We start from the raw sequence: 16,050 nt of genomic DNA, 5'->3' as shown, positions 1-16,050 counted from the left end.
TTAAAATGGCAGGAAGATTTGACGGAAGAGTAGCTTTTGTAACTGGTGGAAGTCGTGGAATCGGAAAAGGAATTACTCAGGCATTTGCAGAAGAAGGAGCCAAAGTAGCGATTATCGATATCAATGAGGAAGCATTAAAGGAAACAGAGAAAGAATTTAAGAATAATGGTTATGACATTCTAGCTTTACAAGCGGACGTTGTAAATGCAGAAGAAGTAGAGTCTGCAATGGAGGAGGTTGTCAATAAATTTGGATCCCTTGATATCTTAGTAAATAATGCTGGTATTATCAGAGATAATCTGCTATTTAAAATGACAGACAATGACTGGCAACAAGTAATTGACGTCCATTTAAAGGGATCGTTTAATGCTAGTCGTGCAGCACAAAAATATATGGTCAAACAAAAATATGGACGAATTATAAATATATCTTCTACGTCTGCTCTTGGTAATAGAGGTCAGGCAAACTATTCAACAGTTAAAGCAGGTATACAAGGATTTACGAAAACACTTGCTATTGAGTTAGGGAAATATGGAATCACTTCTAATGCTGTTGCGCCAGGCTTTATTGAAACGGAAATGACGAAGGCAACTGCTGAAAGAATTGGGGTACCATTTGAGGACTTTGTGAAAGCTGGTGCTAGTAAAATTCCAGTTGGGCGAAGTGGAAAACCTTCAGATATTGCAAATACAGTTGCATTTTTTGCAGATGAGAAAAGCTCTTTTGTTAGTGGCCAAGTAATTTATGTAGCTGGAGGACCAAAAACTTAATGAAAGAGGAGATAAATGATATGTACAAAGAGCTAATTGGTAAAAAATCTAAAAAAGTAAAAAACACGATTGAAAGAGGATTGGTGAAACGTTTCGCCGAATCTATCGGAGACTTGCATCCAATTTATGTAGATGAAGAGGTAGGGAGCAATTCAAGATATGGGACGAATATTGCACCACCAACCTTCCCGCGTGTCCTAAGTTCTGGTGCCATAGAAGGGTTAAAACTCCCTAACAAAGGATTGATTCACGGGGAGCAAATCTATCATTATAAACGTCCATTATTAGTAGGAGAGGAAATATACTCTTATTCTGTAATTGAAGATTATTATGAAAAACAAGGTAGTAATGGATTAATGGGCTTTCTAGCAACTAAAAGATACGGGGAAGACGCACAAGGAGAAATAATATTTACAGAAGAATCGATTACAATTATTACTGAAACAGTAAGAAAGGCGATGAAAGTATGAATAACGTTTTAGAATTACGTAAAGGCGAATCACTGCGTATTACGCTAGATCCTGTTTCAAGAATGGATTTAATAAAATATTCAGGTGCTTCTTTAGACTTTAACCCGATTCATACGATTGATGACGAGGCAAAAAAAGCAGGTTTACCAGGTATTATTGCACATGGAATGTGGACAATGGGGAATTTATCTAAACTGTTCACACCTTATTATGAGAGAGGGTTTATCCAAGACTATCAAATTCGTTTTTCTGGTATGGTCTTTTTAAATGATGTTATCACACTTAAAGCTGATTTAGAGGATAAAACGGAAGAATACCTGGATTTTAATGTGAGAGCGCTAAATCAAAAGGAAAAAGAAGTAATTAAAGGTAAGGTCCGCTTCTCAATCTATTAATTGTAATGTAGCTAATGAAAGGTTTGTATCTCAGAAACGAATAGATGCAAACCCTTTCATCTATGCGGTTTATATGGAATTGCTAATAAGATGTAGGAACTATTAAAAAGGGAGAAATGATAAATTTTGCAAAATAGATTATTGCCCTAGAATAGATTGCAAACCAGTAATTTAATTGAAAAATATTGTTTATTAACTCTTAGATAAGGACTAAATCAATTTCGATGGATTAATTGGGGGTATCATAATGCATGTTAAAGAATTGTTTGATATCACAGGTAAAACGGCAATTATAACTGGTGGTGGACGAGGATTAGGAGAAGTGATTTCGGAAGGTTTTGCAGAGGCAGGGGCGAATATCGTTGTCTGCTCAAGAAAGGAGGAAAACTGCAAAGAAGTTAGTGAAAAATTAAAGAAACAATATGATGTGAAAACCCTGGCAATAAAATGTGATGTTACTAATCCAGAGGATATTAAAAATGTCGTTAATAAAACAGTCGAAGCGTTTGGTAGGATTGATATTTTAGTTAATAATAGTGGTGCTACATGGGGAGCACCAGTTGATGAAATGCCAATAGAAGCTTTCCAAAAAGTAATGAATGTTAATGTCTTAGGGACATTTTTAATGTCACAAGCGGTAGGGAAAGTAATGACGAAGCAAAAATCTGGAAAAATTATCAATATCGCCTCAGTGGCTGGCTTAAAAGGGTCAAATCCAAAGTATATGGATGCTATTGGATATAACTCTAGTAAAGGAGCAATTATTACATTTACGAAGGACTTAGCTGTGAAATGGGGAGAACGAGGTATTTATGTTAATGCGATCGCTCCTGGTTTCTTTCCGACTAAAATGACTAAGGTTTTGTTAGAGAGAGGCGGAGAGTCTATGACAAGCCGAACACCAATTCAAAGGTTTGGTTCAGCAGATGACTTGAAAGGTGTTGCTCTGCTATTGGCATCGAATGCTTCAAATTATATAACCGGTGAAACCATAGTCGTCGATGGTGGATCCAATGCAATGTAATTGTCAAACTAAAAATATGTTAGGAGTGTGTTGAACTATGAAAAGAGATGCTGTTATTGTATCAGCAGTCCGAACAGCTATTGCGAAACAAGGGGGAGCATTAGCAAGTGTTTCCGCTCATATTTATGGAGCAGAGGTAATAAAAGAAGCCGTGAGTCGAGTAAATATTGACCCAGAAACAATTGATGATGTCATTTTAGGAAATGTCTTAAGTGGCGGAGGGAATATTGCTAGATTAACAGCATTACAATCTGGGTTACCGGTAACTACACCAGGATTGACTGTAGACAGACAGTGTGGCTCAGGTATCAATGCAGTTGTTCTTGCGGCTCAAGCCATTCAGTCAGGAGCGGGGGATATTTATGTCACAGGTGGAATTGAAAGTATGACTCGAGCACCATATTTATTGGAACGTCCTGAACGTCCGTATAGTTCAGCACCACCGAAATTTCGTCAAACATTACTTGCTCCGCAGGAAATAGGTAATCCTCCTATGGGGATTACAGCTGAGAACTTAGCAAATAAATACAATATCTCAAGAGAAGAACAAGATGAGTTTGCATATCGTAGTCAACAAAAAATGGCAAAAGCAATGGAAGAAGGACGGTTTGATGAGCAAATTGTTCCTATAAAAGTTCCCGTAAGAAAAGGAGAACCAATTATCTTTAATAAAGATGAACATCCAAGGCCAAATACTAGTTTAGATGCACTTTCTAAATTATCTCCTGCTTTTCTGAAGGATGGTACAGTAACTGCAGGAAGTAGTTCGGGATTGAACGATGCAGCATCTGCTCTTGTTGTAATGTCTAGGGAAAAGGCAGAAGAATTAGGACTTACACCATTGGCAACTGTCCGTCAGTCTGCAATTGCTGGTGTCGATCCGAATATCATGGGGATAGGCCCTGTTCCTGCTACCAAAAAGGTGATGGAGAAATCTGGACTTCGTTTAGAGGATATGGATATCGTTGAGCTTAATGAAGCATTTGCTGCGCAAGTCCTTGCCTGTAACCGTGAATTAAATATTGATCCAGAAAAGCTAAATGTAAATGGTGGTGCTATCGCCCATGGCCATCCATTAGGAGCAACAGGGGGTATTCTAATTGCAAAAGCTGTATATGAGCTGAAACGTATAAGTGGGAAATATGCTCTTGTAACTGCTTGTATTGGTGGTGGGCAAGGTATTGCAGTAATACTAGAAAAAGAATAGACTACCTGAATGAATTAATATTAGTCGACTAGTATCTATAAGATTATGTTAAATAAAATATAAAAATAAGGGAGCCTGGTATGAGAGACAAGATTATAAATGAGAGTATAGATTTATTTGATACTAAGGGATTTAAAGAAACATCTATTCAAGATATAGTCGACAATATTGGTGTGACAAAAGGAACTTTTTATTATTATTTTAAAAGTAAACAGGAACTTTTAAAGGATATTCATCTATCCTTTATTGTGGATTTACTGAAAAGACAGGAAGAAATTATAGGTGATTCGAATAAAAACAATTACGATAAACTTTACGACATTATTTATTTGATAATAAGTAGAATAAAGACGCACGGAAAAAGTGCTCGAATCACTTTTAGAGAGATGAGGCATGTAGAAGAGCAGCATCTTGTTGAGATAAAAAGGAAACGTGAAGAATTTCGATTGAACCTAGAAAAATTACTAAAGGAAGGTATTACAAAAGGTGAGTTTAGAAATAAGGTAGAACCAGATATCCTTTCCTTCGCCATATTAGGAATGGTGAATCGTAGTTACTTCTGGTACAATCCTGATGGTGAATTATCGGAAGAAGAGCTGGTGAAGTCGTATAACGAAATCTTACTGAATGGATTGAAAAATGAAGAACCTTATACTCAAGGGATTCTCCATTAAGCATAGCATACAAAAGCTTATTAAAGGAGGGATATCTCTCGTGATTCCTAATCATGAAACGCAGGTATATGTTAGATTTGGAGAGACAGATGCAGCTGGACACGTGAATAATACGAGTCATTTTTTATATTTTGAAGAAGGTCGAACCAAATTCTTTAAGGAGTTCTTTTCAAAAAGAGACACATCTACAGGTTTTATTTTAGCAGCGATTAAATGTGATTATATAAATCAGGCCTATGCAGGTCAAATACTAAAAGTAGTTAGTAGTGTTATTAAAGTTGGTTATAAAAGTTTTACAATAGAACAGAAACTTATAAATACTGTTAACGGCCAAACAACAGCTATTGCTGAGGCAGTATCTGTTTTCTTTGATTATACGGAACAAAAGACAATCCCCATTCCAGAAGACTATAAAGAAATATTGTTGTCCCTAAAAATTGCGAAATCTTCTTGAAAACTGTTGATGAAGTATTCGAATTAAAGGAGGAACAGTAAGTGACAACTTTTAATAGAAGCATTCTTTTAGCTAGTAGACCAGAGGGTATGCCGAAAAGGGGGAACTTTCAATTAATAACAGAATCAATACCCATCATACAAGAGGAGGAAATGTTAATCAAATCAATCTATTTGTCTGTTGACCCTTATATGCGTGGAAGAATGCGCGGTATTAAAACCTACGTCGCCCCATATGAATTAAACGAAGTATTGACTGGTGGTGTTGTAGGGGAAGTTATTGACTCGAAAAATCCCATTTATAATGTTGGAGATATTGTGGAAGGGCGTTTAGGGTGGGCAGACTATTCTGTTTCAAATGGAAAAGGTATTCGAAAAGTTGATCCAAATCTAGCACCTATTTCAACAGCATTAGGAGTAGTCGGAATGCCGGGATTGACGGCGTATTTTGGTTTACTGAATATTGGAAAGCCAAAAGTTGGGGAGACCGTAGTCGTTTCTGGAGCTGCAGGGGCTGTTGGAACGATAGTTGGGCAAATAGCAAAACTAAAAGGCTGTCGAGTTGTAGGGATTGCAGGTACGGAAGAAAAAGTAAAGTATTTGAAAAAGGAACTAGATTTTGATGTAGTGATAAACTACAAAACAGAAAATGTTTTAGAGTCGCTGAAAAAGGCCTGTCCTAATGGAGTAGATATCTATTTTGATAATGTCGGAGGGGAAATTTCTGATTCGGTCATGTCATTAATCAACTTCTATTCTAGAATTGTAATTTGTGGACAAATTTCGTCCTATAATAAGGAAGCTATTGCTACAGGTCCGAGGGTGCAAGGGCAATTAATTCAACGGAGTGCTCTAATGAAAGGTTTTATTGTTGGCGACTATGCTGAGCAGTTTGAAGAAGGTTACTCACAATTAGGAGAATGGGTGAAAAATGGTTTATTAAAGTACCGAGAAAATATAGTTGATGGTTTGGAAAATGCCCCAGAAGCCTTTATGGGACTGTTTAGAGGAGATAATATCGGAAAACAATTAGTAAGAATATCTAACTGATTTTAGCATTGTAGTAAAGTTTAATGAAAGACATATTATAAATCGGTAACTCGAATTTGGAATTATATGAGGAGATTCATCAATAGGGAAATATTTGTGCCAAAGGAACCGTAGTTTATGTGAATTATAATGTTGAAAAACAGGTATCTGAACCGATACCACGGGGAATAAGAGAGCAGTTAGAGAGGCATTTATATAATGAAAATGAATTTGTTCAATATTAAAAATAAACGATTATCTCCGTTTTAGTACTGGGGGATAATCGCTTTTTTTCTCTAAAAATTTACTTTTTAACCCAATTTGATTTAACTTCAACACCAGCATCAATTAATAAGTTATACAATGGACATCTTTGCTCTACAGTTTCGGCTAATTTCTGTAATGCTTCATCACTTTCTTCTGTTTCCACAACAATATCAATTTTCACGGATTGGAAGTAAGTTAATACTCCTTCAACACCTTTAAACCCACGTGGATCAAGTGTGCCATCAGTAGAATACGTTACATCCTGATAAGAGAAATTTAAATCCTTTGCTGTGTAGGATAAAATGATGGATGTACATGCAGAAAGTGCGCCTAAAAAGTATTCTAATGGATTAGGCCCAGCATTGGTTCCACCTAATCGTTCTGGTTCGTCAACTATAAAAGCTGGTAAGTCACGTACTTGAACCGAATTTTTCAGACCTGATTCCAGTTTTCCATTTACGGAAAGGGTTGCTAAAGTTGGATTTGTCATGTTTATTCTCCTTTTGATAGACTTAATATAATTATAGCTTTAGTGTGTTGAATTGCAAAAAAACAGTTTTCTGTTCATTTGATAAAGGAGAATTTTCATAATATGTTAAAATAGATAAAAATGAATCACCAGAAGGAGGAAGCAACATGATCAGCAGTCTTAAGGATACAGTCACATTAAACAATGGAGTAAAAATGCCAGGTTTTGGTTTAGGTGTATATAAAATGGATGACGATATTACAGTAGAAGCGATACAAACAGCGATAAAAAATGGCTACCGATTAATTGACACTGCATCGTACTATAAAAATGAAGAAGCAGTAGGCAAAGGGATTAAGGAATCTGGAATTTCTAGAGATGAGATTTTTATAACATCTAAAGTATGGAATGACCAACAAGGATGTGAGAATACATTACAGGCGTTTGATGAGAGCTTGCGTAAGTTAGATTTAGATTATCTTGATTTATACCTTGTCCACTGGCCAGTATCTGGAAAATATAAAGAAACATGGCGGGCATTGGAGAAGCTTTATGCAGATGGGAAAGTTCGTGCAATTGGTGTATGTAATTTCCAAACCTACCATTTAGAAGACTTGCTAAAAGATTGCAAAGTGAAACCGGTAATTAACCAAGTCGAATACCATCCACATCTTACGCAAGAAGAGGTAAAAGCATTTTGTGAAAAAGAAGATATTCAGATGGAAGCTTGGGCACCGCTTAAACGTGGTGGCGTATTTGATGAGCCAGTCATTGTAGAGCTAGTTGAAAAATATGGGAAAACGCCTGCACAAATCGTGCTTCGCTGGGATATCCAAAATAATGTAATTACCATTCCGAAATCTGCTACAGAAAGTCGAATTATTGAAAATGCGGATATCTTTGATTTTTCTTTGACAGATGAGGAAATGACTCGAATTGGCTCTTTAAATAAAGATGAACGAACAGGTCCAAATCCAGATGATTATTGATTCTTTTAACCCTGTAGCTGTATGATGCTACGGGGTTTTTCTGTGTTATGAGGTCAAATTTCGAGCGACAGCGCTGAGAAATCGCGCGCCCCCCCTCGGGAAATCGAGCGACAGCCCTGGAAAATCGCGCGACAGCCCTCGAAATACGAGCGACAGCGCTGAGAAATCGCACGCCCCCCCTCGAAATACGAGCGACAGCGCTGAGAAATCGCACGCCCCCCCTCGAAATACGAGCGACAGCGCTGAGAAATCGCGCGCCCCCCTCGGGAAATTCGAGCGACCCTCCCTGATAACTTCACAATTAATTAAAATCATATTAGTTCCAACTTTTCCAAAAATAGCTTACAATTTTAGTAGTTATTTTTCATACATAAGGAGTACACAGAATGAAAAAAATAGGTGTAATCATTGGTATATCAACACTATTTTTACTTAGCGGATGCATGAATCCAACATCCGTTAGAATTGTTGAAGATATGTACCGAGCAGCAATTATGGAAGAGGATACAAAGGTAGAGTCTTATTTTTCAGAGGAATTTATGCTCGAGAATGAACCTTTTTCTGAAGTCAAAGATAAAATCCATACCGATGCAATTAACATGAAAGGTATTGAATTTATGAATACGACGGAAATACGTGAAAAAGATTTGAATCCAGAAATTGCAGAAGGCTTAAATGATACATTTGACGAGTGGAGTTATATTGTTACGCAAATAGATGAAGACCAAATAATGACGTGGGTCGTACAACGTGGGGAGACACAATACTATATTGTGGAAGGAAAAGCGTATCCTATTGACGCGTATAATGAAGAGGTTTTAGAGAATAGCTAATGTTAGATTCCAAGCCAAATTTTGGCGCAAGAGACTTTTAGATGTTATATTATTGGATAGACTGTAACCATATTGCTGGACAAAGGAGACATTATAATGAAAGTTAAAGTTAATCGCAATGCAGCTAAAGAATTGAAAAAAATGTTAGAAACCGAAGAAGCACAAGGAAAAATGATTCGCATCCATATCGACCATGTTCATGGAGATCATGCACATTATGGCATTAGCTATGATACACCTGGTGAGCATGATGAAGTTGTACAAACAGATAAAGATATTGATATTCTTGTAGATACGCGTGAAGATTTCTTAGATGGCATTTGGATTCAATATTTCTATGTGGATGATCAAGGATTTGTTATCACAAATCCATCAAAAGGTGGACATCATCATTAAAAAAATTGGACTCTGACTGTAGAAGGTAGTCAGTCGAGTGAGTTTTCTTTAAAATAAGGTCTGAGTAGAGAAGCGAATGGTTTTGAGCATTTGCTTCTCTATTTTTATTTGGAGCGTGAATATCAGTAGATTGTACGGGATATCAGCAGATGGAGCAAGAGAATCGACAGATGGAGTGACGAGCTTATATCCCGAGAAGCGAGAATATATCCCGAGAAGAGAGAATATATCCGTAGAAGCGAGCTTATATCCCGAGAAGCGAGAATATATCTGTAGAAGCGAGCGTATATCCCGAGAAGCGAGCTTATATCCCGAGAAGCGAGCGTATATCCCGAGAAGCGAGCTTATATCCCGAGAAGCGAGCGTATATCCCGAGAAGCGAGAATATATCCGTAGAAGCGAGCGTATATCCCGAGAAGCGAGAATATATCCCGAGAAGCGAGCGTATATCCCGAGAAGAAAGCGTATATCCCGAGAAGAAAGCCTATATCCCGAGAAGAAAGCCTATATCCCGAGAAGCGAGAATATATCCCGAGAAGCGAGCTTATATCCCGAGAAGAAAGCCTATATCCCGAGAAGAGAGAATATATCCCGAGAAGAGAGCTTATATCCCGAGAAGAGAGAATATATCCCGAGAAGCGAGCGTATATCCCGAGAAGCGAGAATATATCCCGAGAAGAGAGAATATATCCTGAGAAGCGAGCGTATATCCTGAGAAGCGAGAATATATCCGTAGAAGCGAGTGTATATCCCGAGAAGCGAGAATATATCCCGAGAAGCGAGCGTATATCCCGAGAAGCGAGCATATATCCCGAGAAGCGAGCGTATATCCCGAGAAGCGAGAATATATCCGTAGAAGCGAGCGTATATCCCGAGAAGCGAGCTTATATCCCGAGAAGCGAGCTTATATCCCGAGAAGCGAGAATATATCCGTAGAAGCGAGCGTATATCCCGAGAAGAAAGCGTATATCCCGAGAAGCGAGAATATATCCCGAGAAGCGAGCGAATATCCCGAGAAGCGAGAATATATCCCGAGAAGAAAGCCTATATCCAGAGAAGAAAGCTTATATCCCGAGAAGCCACCACATCCCCGAGCAATACACCACCTCCCAAAACCACACAAAAAAAGAACCAGCCCAAAGCCGGTTCCACACCTATTTAAACACTATTCCTCATCATCCAACACATTATATGCCATATCGTATAATGTCATTTGGCTATCAATCACTTCGACCCCAGGTTTACGTTCAACATAATGGTATGTTCCGTCACTAGTTTGCTCTCTAGCTTTTACGTTATCATTTAAGATGATGGTTAAAATTTCTTTGATTCTCATTTTTAGGTCCTTTTCGTATATTGGAAATAATAATTCTACACGTTTGGCCATATTCCTCGTCATCAAATCAGCAGATGATAGGAAAATTCTTTCGTCACCATTACTATGGAAATAATAAATACGGGTATGTTCTAGGAATCTTCCGACAATACTACGTACACGAATGTTTTCACTGACACCTTCAATTCCAGGCTTCAGACAACAAATTCCACGAACGATTAAGTCAATTTGGACGCCCGCCGCTGAAGCCTCGTAAAACTTTTTAATAAGCTCCTTGTCCGTTAACGAGTTCATTTTAGCGATAATCCGTCCATTCCCTTTCTTTTGATGGAAGCGAATTTCCTCATCAATGTACTGAATAAAATCTTTATGAATATCAAATGGGGCCATTGATATATGATGAAAATCTGGCTTTTCCGTAAATCCACTTAGGTAGTTGAAAAAGTTTGTTGCATCGATACCGAACTTGCGCTTTGTCGTTATTAGTCCCATATCGGTATACCCTTCTGCTGTTTTATCATTATAATTTCCTGTTCCCAAATGAACAAAACGCTCAATTTTATCTTTTCGTTTGCGAACAATTAATGTTATTTTACTGTGAGTCTTTAAGGAATTCATGCCATATATAACATGACAACCAGTTTTTTCAAGTTCCTTTGCCCAATGGACGTTCTGCTCTTCATCAAAACGTGCTTTTAACTCGACAAGAACGGTTACTTGCTTTCCGTTTTCTGCTGCCTGTTTCAACCCATTGATAATTGGAGAATTACCACTTACTCGATATAAGGTCTGTTTAATTGCGAGAACATCTGGATCATTCGCAGCTTCCGTGATCAGTTCTACGACAGGTTCAAAAGACTCGTATGGATGATGTAATAGGATGTCTCTTTTTTCTGCAGCTTCAAAGATCGTTTCATCCTCGTCGATATCTTGTGGATGTTGCGGAATTAAGGTTCGATAGCTTAAATGTTCTCCTTGGGCTTCTACTGCCTTTACAAAACCGAAAAGGAAAGTAAAATCGAGAGGTCCATCAACAATATATAAATCATTTTCATGTATTTCTAAAACGCGAAGCAAGAATGTAATAACATCATCATCATACTTCCCATCACGAACCTCTAATCGAACTGCCGCACCCCATTTTCGCTTTTTAACTTCCTTCTCAATTTCCTTTAAGAGATCCCGAGCACCTTCTTCGTGAATCGTCATGTCAGCATTTCTTGTAATGCGAAATTCAGTGATCGATTTCACGTGATAACCTTTAAATAACTTATGAATAAAATGAGAAATAATATCTTCTAGTAAAACATAGCGATGGCTATTTTCAATTCGGATAAATCGATTAAGTAAGGCTGGAACCTGTACGATTGCATTCTTTGTTTGACAAGCTACATCACGCACATCTTCGAGAACAATGGCTAAATTAATGGATTTATTCATTAGCATTGGAAATGGATGGTAAGCATCAATTGCTAGCGGAGTGAGAACAGGGAAGATTTGTTCGTCAAAATACGCTTCTAAATAATTCTCTTCTTCCAGGGTGAGTTCATCGATAGAAATAAGAGAAATAGCTTCTTCCTCTAATAACGATGCTAATTGTTTGAATGCTTTATATTGTTGCTCAACAATCACATGATTTTCTTCTGCAATTGCTTTTAATTGTTGTTTTGGTGTTAAACCAGCTTTATTCTCTGGTTTATTAAAGCCAGCTTTTACTTGGTCCTTTAATCCAGCGACACGAACCATAAAAAATTCATCTAAATTAGATGAACAGATCGCTATAAATTTTAGTTGTTCAAGAAGAGGATTTCTTGTGTCAAAGGCTTCTTCTAGAACGCGTTTATTAAATGCTAACCAGCTTAATTCCCGGTTGTTATAATATAAAGGATTGTCCAAACTTATCGCTTCATTCACTTTTTCCATTTCTTATCACCTTCTTAACTACAATATATTAATTATACTATAGAAGAATTCAGGGAAATGTAAAAATACTCTAAAGTTTTTGTGTCCTCTCTCCATTACCCTAATATAAACTGGAGGTTTATATCTTTATGCAATGCTTTTTCAAGATGTTTCTTCTGTTTATTGGTCTGGTATTGTTCTGGGTGAAAGTCTTTATCACAATAAAGGGTAATCGTAAGTTCTCTATCGTTCATCTCAATATCTAAATCCTTAACTACCTGCCTTTTCGTGGCGTCAAGGCAGTAGGAAAACTTCAGTAAGGCACCTAACACGCTTAGTTTTTCTTTTTCTTCTTTTAAAAACCACTCCTCGAAGGGACCTACAAACTGTTTAAAGGTATTCTTACTCTTAAAGGAAGCAATTAGAGCTAATCTTAAGCGATCAATATGCATTAGGCCATCAATTGTCCGGTTAGCAAGTAGGTAAAATGTGTGCTGTGCGCTGGATTCAGAATCAATATAGTTTCCCAGGTTATAGACAGAACATGCCCTTTCTAGTAATTCCCAGTCTCTTTGCGTGTGGGATCCAAGCCTTCGTTCCTTTAAACCATTAAAAAGCTTTTTCGTTAAAAATTGAATGAATTCAATTTGTGTCTGATCCAAACTGTATTCATGAATTAACTCCCTGATGCTATCTTGAAGGACATTTGGATACAAATGATCCTTTAGATTTTGCGTAGATTTCTCATAAAACACACCATCACGTAATCCTTTTCTACTCAAAACAAAGCAGTCAGCTTGTGTGGTTTGATATAAAGCGTGAAACACAGCGACGGCAGGAACAATCGTATCTGCTCGGTCGGTAGATAACCCATCTACCTTCTGTAATTCTTCTTCACATAATGGTGATAAATAATGTAATATTTTCGCTATATCACTATCATTCATCTTGTACTGATGAAGTCCTGCTAATGGATAGTCCTTCAAACTTTGGTCAATTTGTGCCATGTTTCGGGCACTCCCACCAATTCCGATTAAAGGGACTTCCCTTTCCTTTAACCAATCTAGTATACTAAACTGTTCCAACAGAAATGTCTGTAATTTCCCGAGTGCTGTTTCCGGCTTATTATCGGAGAAAAATTGCTTTAATGTTAAGGCACCGAATGGAAAACTATGAGATTCCTGAATAACACGGTCCTTAAAATACGTAACCTCTGTACTTCCGCCACCAATGTCAACGGTTATTCCCTCTTCAATCGAAGTCGAATTAACGACAGATAAATACCCATAATATGCTTCTTCTTTTTCCGATAAAATTCGCATTTCCCAGCCAATTTGTTGTTTTACCTTTTTCTGAATGAATGTATTATTGTTGGCCTGACGTATCGTTGCAGTTGCAACACAGGCTAATTCTTCTAGGGAATAGATATTTAATACTTCTTTGAAACTGTCAAGAACGCCGAGCATTTGTACAATTCCCTCATCGGTCAAATTGCTTTTTGCATCAAGGTAATTTCGTAATCTTGCTACAGCTTTTACATTTTCTACTTCATGTAATCTTCCCGTATTTACTTGCGAGTAAACAACTAACCGCATTGTGTTGGAGCCAATATCAATTACAGCGTAATATTTTTCCATCGTATCACCTCATATTAGTTATCAATATATCAGTAATTAAATCTGATGTCAGCTAATAGATAGTACGTGCGGAATATGACAATAAAAGATAAAAATTTCCCGGGTAATAGTATATGTTGGTTTTTGTCGGACTATGTAGGTCTTAACTTCTTAGCATGAAGGACCATGTACGTGCATATGCTTTATAAACCGCTGGACTTAAATGGAGGGAGAATATAGATGGATATACTTGGCAAGGTAAAGAACTATCGTGAGGAAGAAGAAAGTTTAAAATGGGAAGGTACATTTGCTGAATACTTATCTATTATTAAGGAAAGACCAGAAGTTGCTCAATCAGCCCATTCTCGTGCTTATAATATGATTAAAGATGCGGGAATAGAAGACAATGGTGTGAAGAATTATAAGTTCTTCTCTGATGAGATCTTTGGTTTAGAAGAAGCTTTAGAAAAGTTAGTAGAGGAATATTTCCACCCAGCAGCTAAGCGGTTAGATGTTAGAAAAAGAATATTACTATTAATGGGTCCAGTTAGTGGAGGTAAGTCAACGATTGTAAGTATGTTGAAGCGTGGTCTCGAACAATACTCGAGAACAGATAATGGTGCTGTTTATGCAATTAAGGGATGCCCCATGCATGAAGATCCACTTCATTTAATTCCACATCATTTACGGGATGATTTTTATAAAGAATATGGCATTCGAATTGAAGGAAGCCTGTCTCCATTAAATACGATGCGACTAGAGCAGGATTATGGAAATCGTATTGAAGATGTAAGAGTTGAGCGTATTTTCTTCTCAGAAGATAAACGTGTTGGGATTGGTACATTTAGTCCATCAGATCCAAAATCACAGGATATTGCAGATTTGACAGGGAGTATTGATTTTTCCACCATTGCAGAATATGGTTCAGAGTCAGACCCAAGAGCATATCGCTTTGATGGGGAACTGAACAAAGCGAATCGTGGGATGATGGAATTTCAGGAGATTTTGAAATCGGATGAGAAATTTTTATGGCATTTATTATCCTTAACACAAGAGGGGAACTTTAAAGCAGGGAGATTTGCACTTATCTCAGCAGATGAGTTGATCGTTGCCCACACGAATGAAGCGGAGTATCGTTCTTTCATTTCGAATAAAAAGAATGAAGCACTTCACTCGAGAATTATCGTCATGCCAATTCCATATAATTTGCGTGTTAGTGAAGAGGAACGCATTTATGAAAAAATGATCAAAACAAGCGACATGGCACATGTTCATGTAGCGCCACACGCTTTCAAAGTTGCTGCTACTTTTTCTATATTGTCGCGATTAAAAGAATCGAAAAAGCAAGGGGTAGACTTGCTGAAGAAATTAAGATTATATGATGGGCAAAGTGTGGAAGGCTTTAATCAGATTGATGTAGATGAACTTAAGAAGGAATATGCTGACGAAGGAATGGATGGTATTGATCCACGTTATGTCATTAACCGTATTTCTTCAACAATTATTCGTAAAGATGTCCCATCGATTAATGCACTTGATGTCCTGCGTTCTCTAAAGGATGGTTTGGAAGCACATCCATCCATCTCGAAAGAAGATAAAGATAAATATATGAATTTTATTGCGGTTGCTAGAAAAGAATATGATGAGATTGCGAAGAAAGAAGTACAAAAAGCTTTCGTCTACTCTTATGAGGAATCAGCGAAAACGTTAATGGATAATTACCTCGATAATGTCGAAGCTTATTGTAATAAGAATAAGCTGAGAGACCCACTAACGGGCGAGGAAATGAATCCAGATGAGAAATTAATGCGCTCGATTGAGGAACAGATTGGGATTTCAGAAAATGCGAAGAAAGCATTCCGTGAAGAGATTCTTATTCGATTGTCTGCATTTGCGAGAAAAGGGAAACGTTTTGATTATAATTCTCATGAACGTCTCCGAGAAGCGATTCAGAAAAAACTATTTGCAGACTTGAAAGATGTTGTGAAAATCACTACCTCATCCAAAACGCCGGATGAATCACAATTGAAGAAGGTTAACGAAGTCATTGCGAGATTGATTGATGAATACGGTTATAACTCAACATCGGCTAACGAATTAATACGGTATGTGGGTAGTTTGTTAAATAGATAATTGATAAATGAAATGCTTTTTAGAAGCAGGGCTAATTCATTATTTAGCCTTGTTTTATCTTTTAATCTGAGAAAAGTAGCAATATCT

General features: G+C 37.4%; 16 protein-coding genes. 13 read left to right on the top strand and 3 right to left on the bottom strand.

The window, feature by feature from the left end:
- Positions 1-5 precede the first annotated feature (5 nt).
- The 8 genes from D8M05_RS07060 (at position 6) to D8M05_RS07025 (ending at position 6,043) form a co-directional block, all read left to right on the top strand.
- On the top strand, positions 6-770 hold the full coding sequence (locus tag D8M05_RS07060; RefSeq protein ID WP_121130060.1) for a beta-ketoacyl-ACP reductase: 765 nt from the start codon (positions 6-8) through the stop codon (positions 768-770).
- Between the two features lie 20 nt (positions 771-790).
- A complete protein-coding gene (locus D8M05_RS07055) occupies positions 791-1,240 on the top strand; it encodes a MaoC family dehydratase N-terminal domain-containing protein (protein WP_121130120.1) in 450 nt (149 codons plus the stop codon).
- Positions 1,237-1,635 (top strand): MaoC/PaaZ C-terminal domain-containing protein, encoded by a 399-nt coding sequence (locus D8M05_RS07050; RefSeq protein ID WP_121130058.1) that lies wholly within the window; start codon positions 1,237-1,239, stop codon positions 1,633-1,635. The genes D8M05_RS07055 and D8M05_RS07050 overlap by 4 nt, the downstream gene beginning before the upstream one ends.
- 247 nt (positions 1,636-1,882) lie before the next feature.
- Positions 1,883-2,659 (top strand): SDR family oxidoreductase, encoded by a 777-nt coding sequence (locus D8M05_RS07045; protein ID WP_121130056.1) that lies wholly within the window; start codon positions 1,883-1,885, stop codon positions 2,657-2,659.
- A 37-nt stretch (positions 2,660-2,696) separates the two neighbouring features.
- The gene (locus D8M05_RS07040; protein ID WP_121130054.1) at positions 2,697-3,866 is read left to right on the top strand and encodes a thiolase family protein; all 1,170 of its coding nucleotides are present in this window, start codon (positions 2,697-2,699) and stop codon (positions 3,864-3,866) included.
- 80 nt (positions 3,867-3,946) lie between these two features.
- Positions 3,947-4,540 (top strand): TetR/AcrR family transcriptional regulator, encoded by a 594-nt coding sequence (locus D8M05_RS07035; protein WP_121130052.1) that lies wholly within the window; start codon positions 3,947-3,949, stop codon positions 4,538-4,540.
- A gap of 40 nt (positions 4,541-4,580) precedes the next feature.
- A complete protein-coding gene (locus D8M05_RS07030) occupies positions 4,581-4,994 on the top strand; it encodes an acyl-CoA thioesterase (protein WP_245985236.1) in 414 nt (137 codons plus the stop codon).
- A 41-nt stretch (positions 4,995-5,035) separates the two neighbouring features.
- Complete coding sequence (locus D8M05_RS07025; protein ID WP_121130048.1) at positions 5,036-6,043, top strand: NADP-dependent oxidoreductase; 1,008 nt, start codon at positions 5,036-5,038, stop codon at positions 6,041-6,043.
- A 283-nt stretch (positions 6,044-6,326) separates the two neighbouring features.
- On the opposite strand, the gene D8M05_RS07020 is transcribed toward D8M05_RS07025, so the two are convergent.
- On the bottom strand, positions 6,327-6,779 hold the full coding sequence (locus D8M05_RS07020; RefSeq protein WP_121130046.1) for an OsmC family protein: 453 nt from the start codon (positions 6,777-6,779) through the stop codon (positions 6,327-6,329).
- Between the two features lie 146 nt (positions 6,780-6,925).
- Here D8M05_RS07020 and D8M05_RS07015 point away from each other — a divergent pair, with 146 nt between their 5' ends.
- From D8M05_RS07015 to D8M05_RS19990, 4 genes are all read left to right on the top strand, one after another.
- Positions 6,926-7,747, top strand: coding sequence for an aldo/keto reductase (locus tag D8M05_RS07015; RefSeq protein WP_121130045.1), 822 nt, complete (start codon positions 6,926-6,928; stop codon positions 7,745-7,747).
- A 386-nt stretch (positions 7,748-8,133) separates the two neighbouring features.
- On the top strand, positions 8,134-8,580 hold the full coding sequence (locus tag D8M05_RS07010; RefSeq protein ID WP_121130043.1) for a hypothetical protein: 447 nt from the start codon (positions 8,134-8,136) through the stop codon (positions 8,578-8,580).
- A gap of 96 nt (positions 8,581-8,676) precedes the next feature.
- Positions 8,677-8,976, top strand: a complete 300-nt coding sequence (locus D8M05_RS07005) for an iron-sulfur cluster assembly accessory protein (protein WP_121130041.1) — start codon at positions 8,677-8,679, stop codon at positions 8,974-8,976.
- 76 nt (positions 8,977-9,052) lie between these two features.
- The gene (locus tag D8M05_RS19990; protein ID WP_183072730.1) at positions 9,053-9,691 is read left to right on the top strand and encodes a hypothetical protein; all 639 of its coding nucleotides are present in this window, start codon (positions 9,053-9,055) and stop codon (positions 9,689-9,691) included.
- A gap of 450 nt (positions 9,692-10,141) precedes the next feature.
- On the opposite strand, the gene D8M05_RS07000 is transcribed toward D8M05_RS19990, so the two are convergent.
- Together D8M05_RS07000 and D8M05_RS06995 are read right to left on the bottom strand one after the other, a co-directional pair.
- Positions 10,142-12,235 (bottom strand): RNA degradosome polyphosphate kinase, encoded by a 2,094-nt coding sequence (locus D8M05_RS07000; protein ID WP_121130039.1) that lies wholly within the window; start codon positions 12,233-12,235, stop codon positions 10,142-10,144.
- A 95-nt stretch (positions 12,236-12,330) separates the two neighbouring features.
- Positions 12,331-13,851: a Ppx/GppA family phosphatase gene (locus D8M05_RS06995; protein ID WP_121130037.1), complete on the bottom strand. Its 1,521-nt coding sequence runs from the start codon at positions 13,849-13,851 to the stop codon at positions 12,331-12,333.
- 219 nt (positions 13,852-14,070) lie between these two features.
- On the opposite strand from D8M05_RS06995, the gene D8M05_RS06990 reads away from it, so the two are divergent.
- Positions 14,071-15,963 carry a PrkA family serine protein kinase gene (locus tag D8M05_RS06990; RefSeq protein ID WP_121130036.1) on the top strand — a complete coding sequence of 631 codons (1,893 nt, stop codon included), beginning with the start codon at positions 14,071-14,073 and terminating at the stop codon, positions 15,961-15,963.
- Positions 15,964-16,050 lie beyond the last annotated feature (87 nt).

This window comes from Oceanobacillus bengalensis (genome assembly GCF_003628445.1).
In the GTDB taxonomy this organism is placed as follows: domain Bacteria; phylum Bacillota; class Bacilli; order Bacillales; family Amphibacillaceae; genus Oceanobacillus; species Oceanobacillus bengalensis.
Note: the sequence above shows the minus strand (reverse complement) of the source record. Positions and strands in the feature narration are given on the sequence as shown.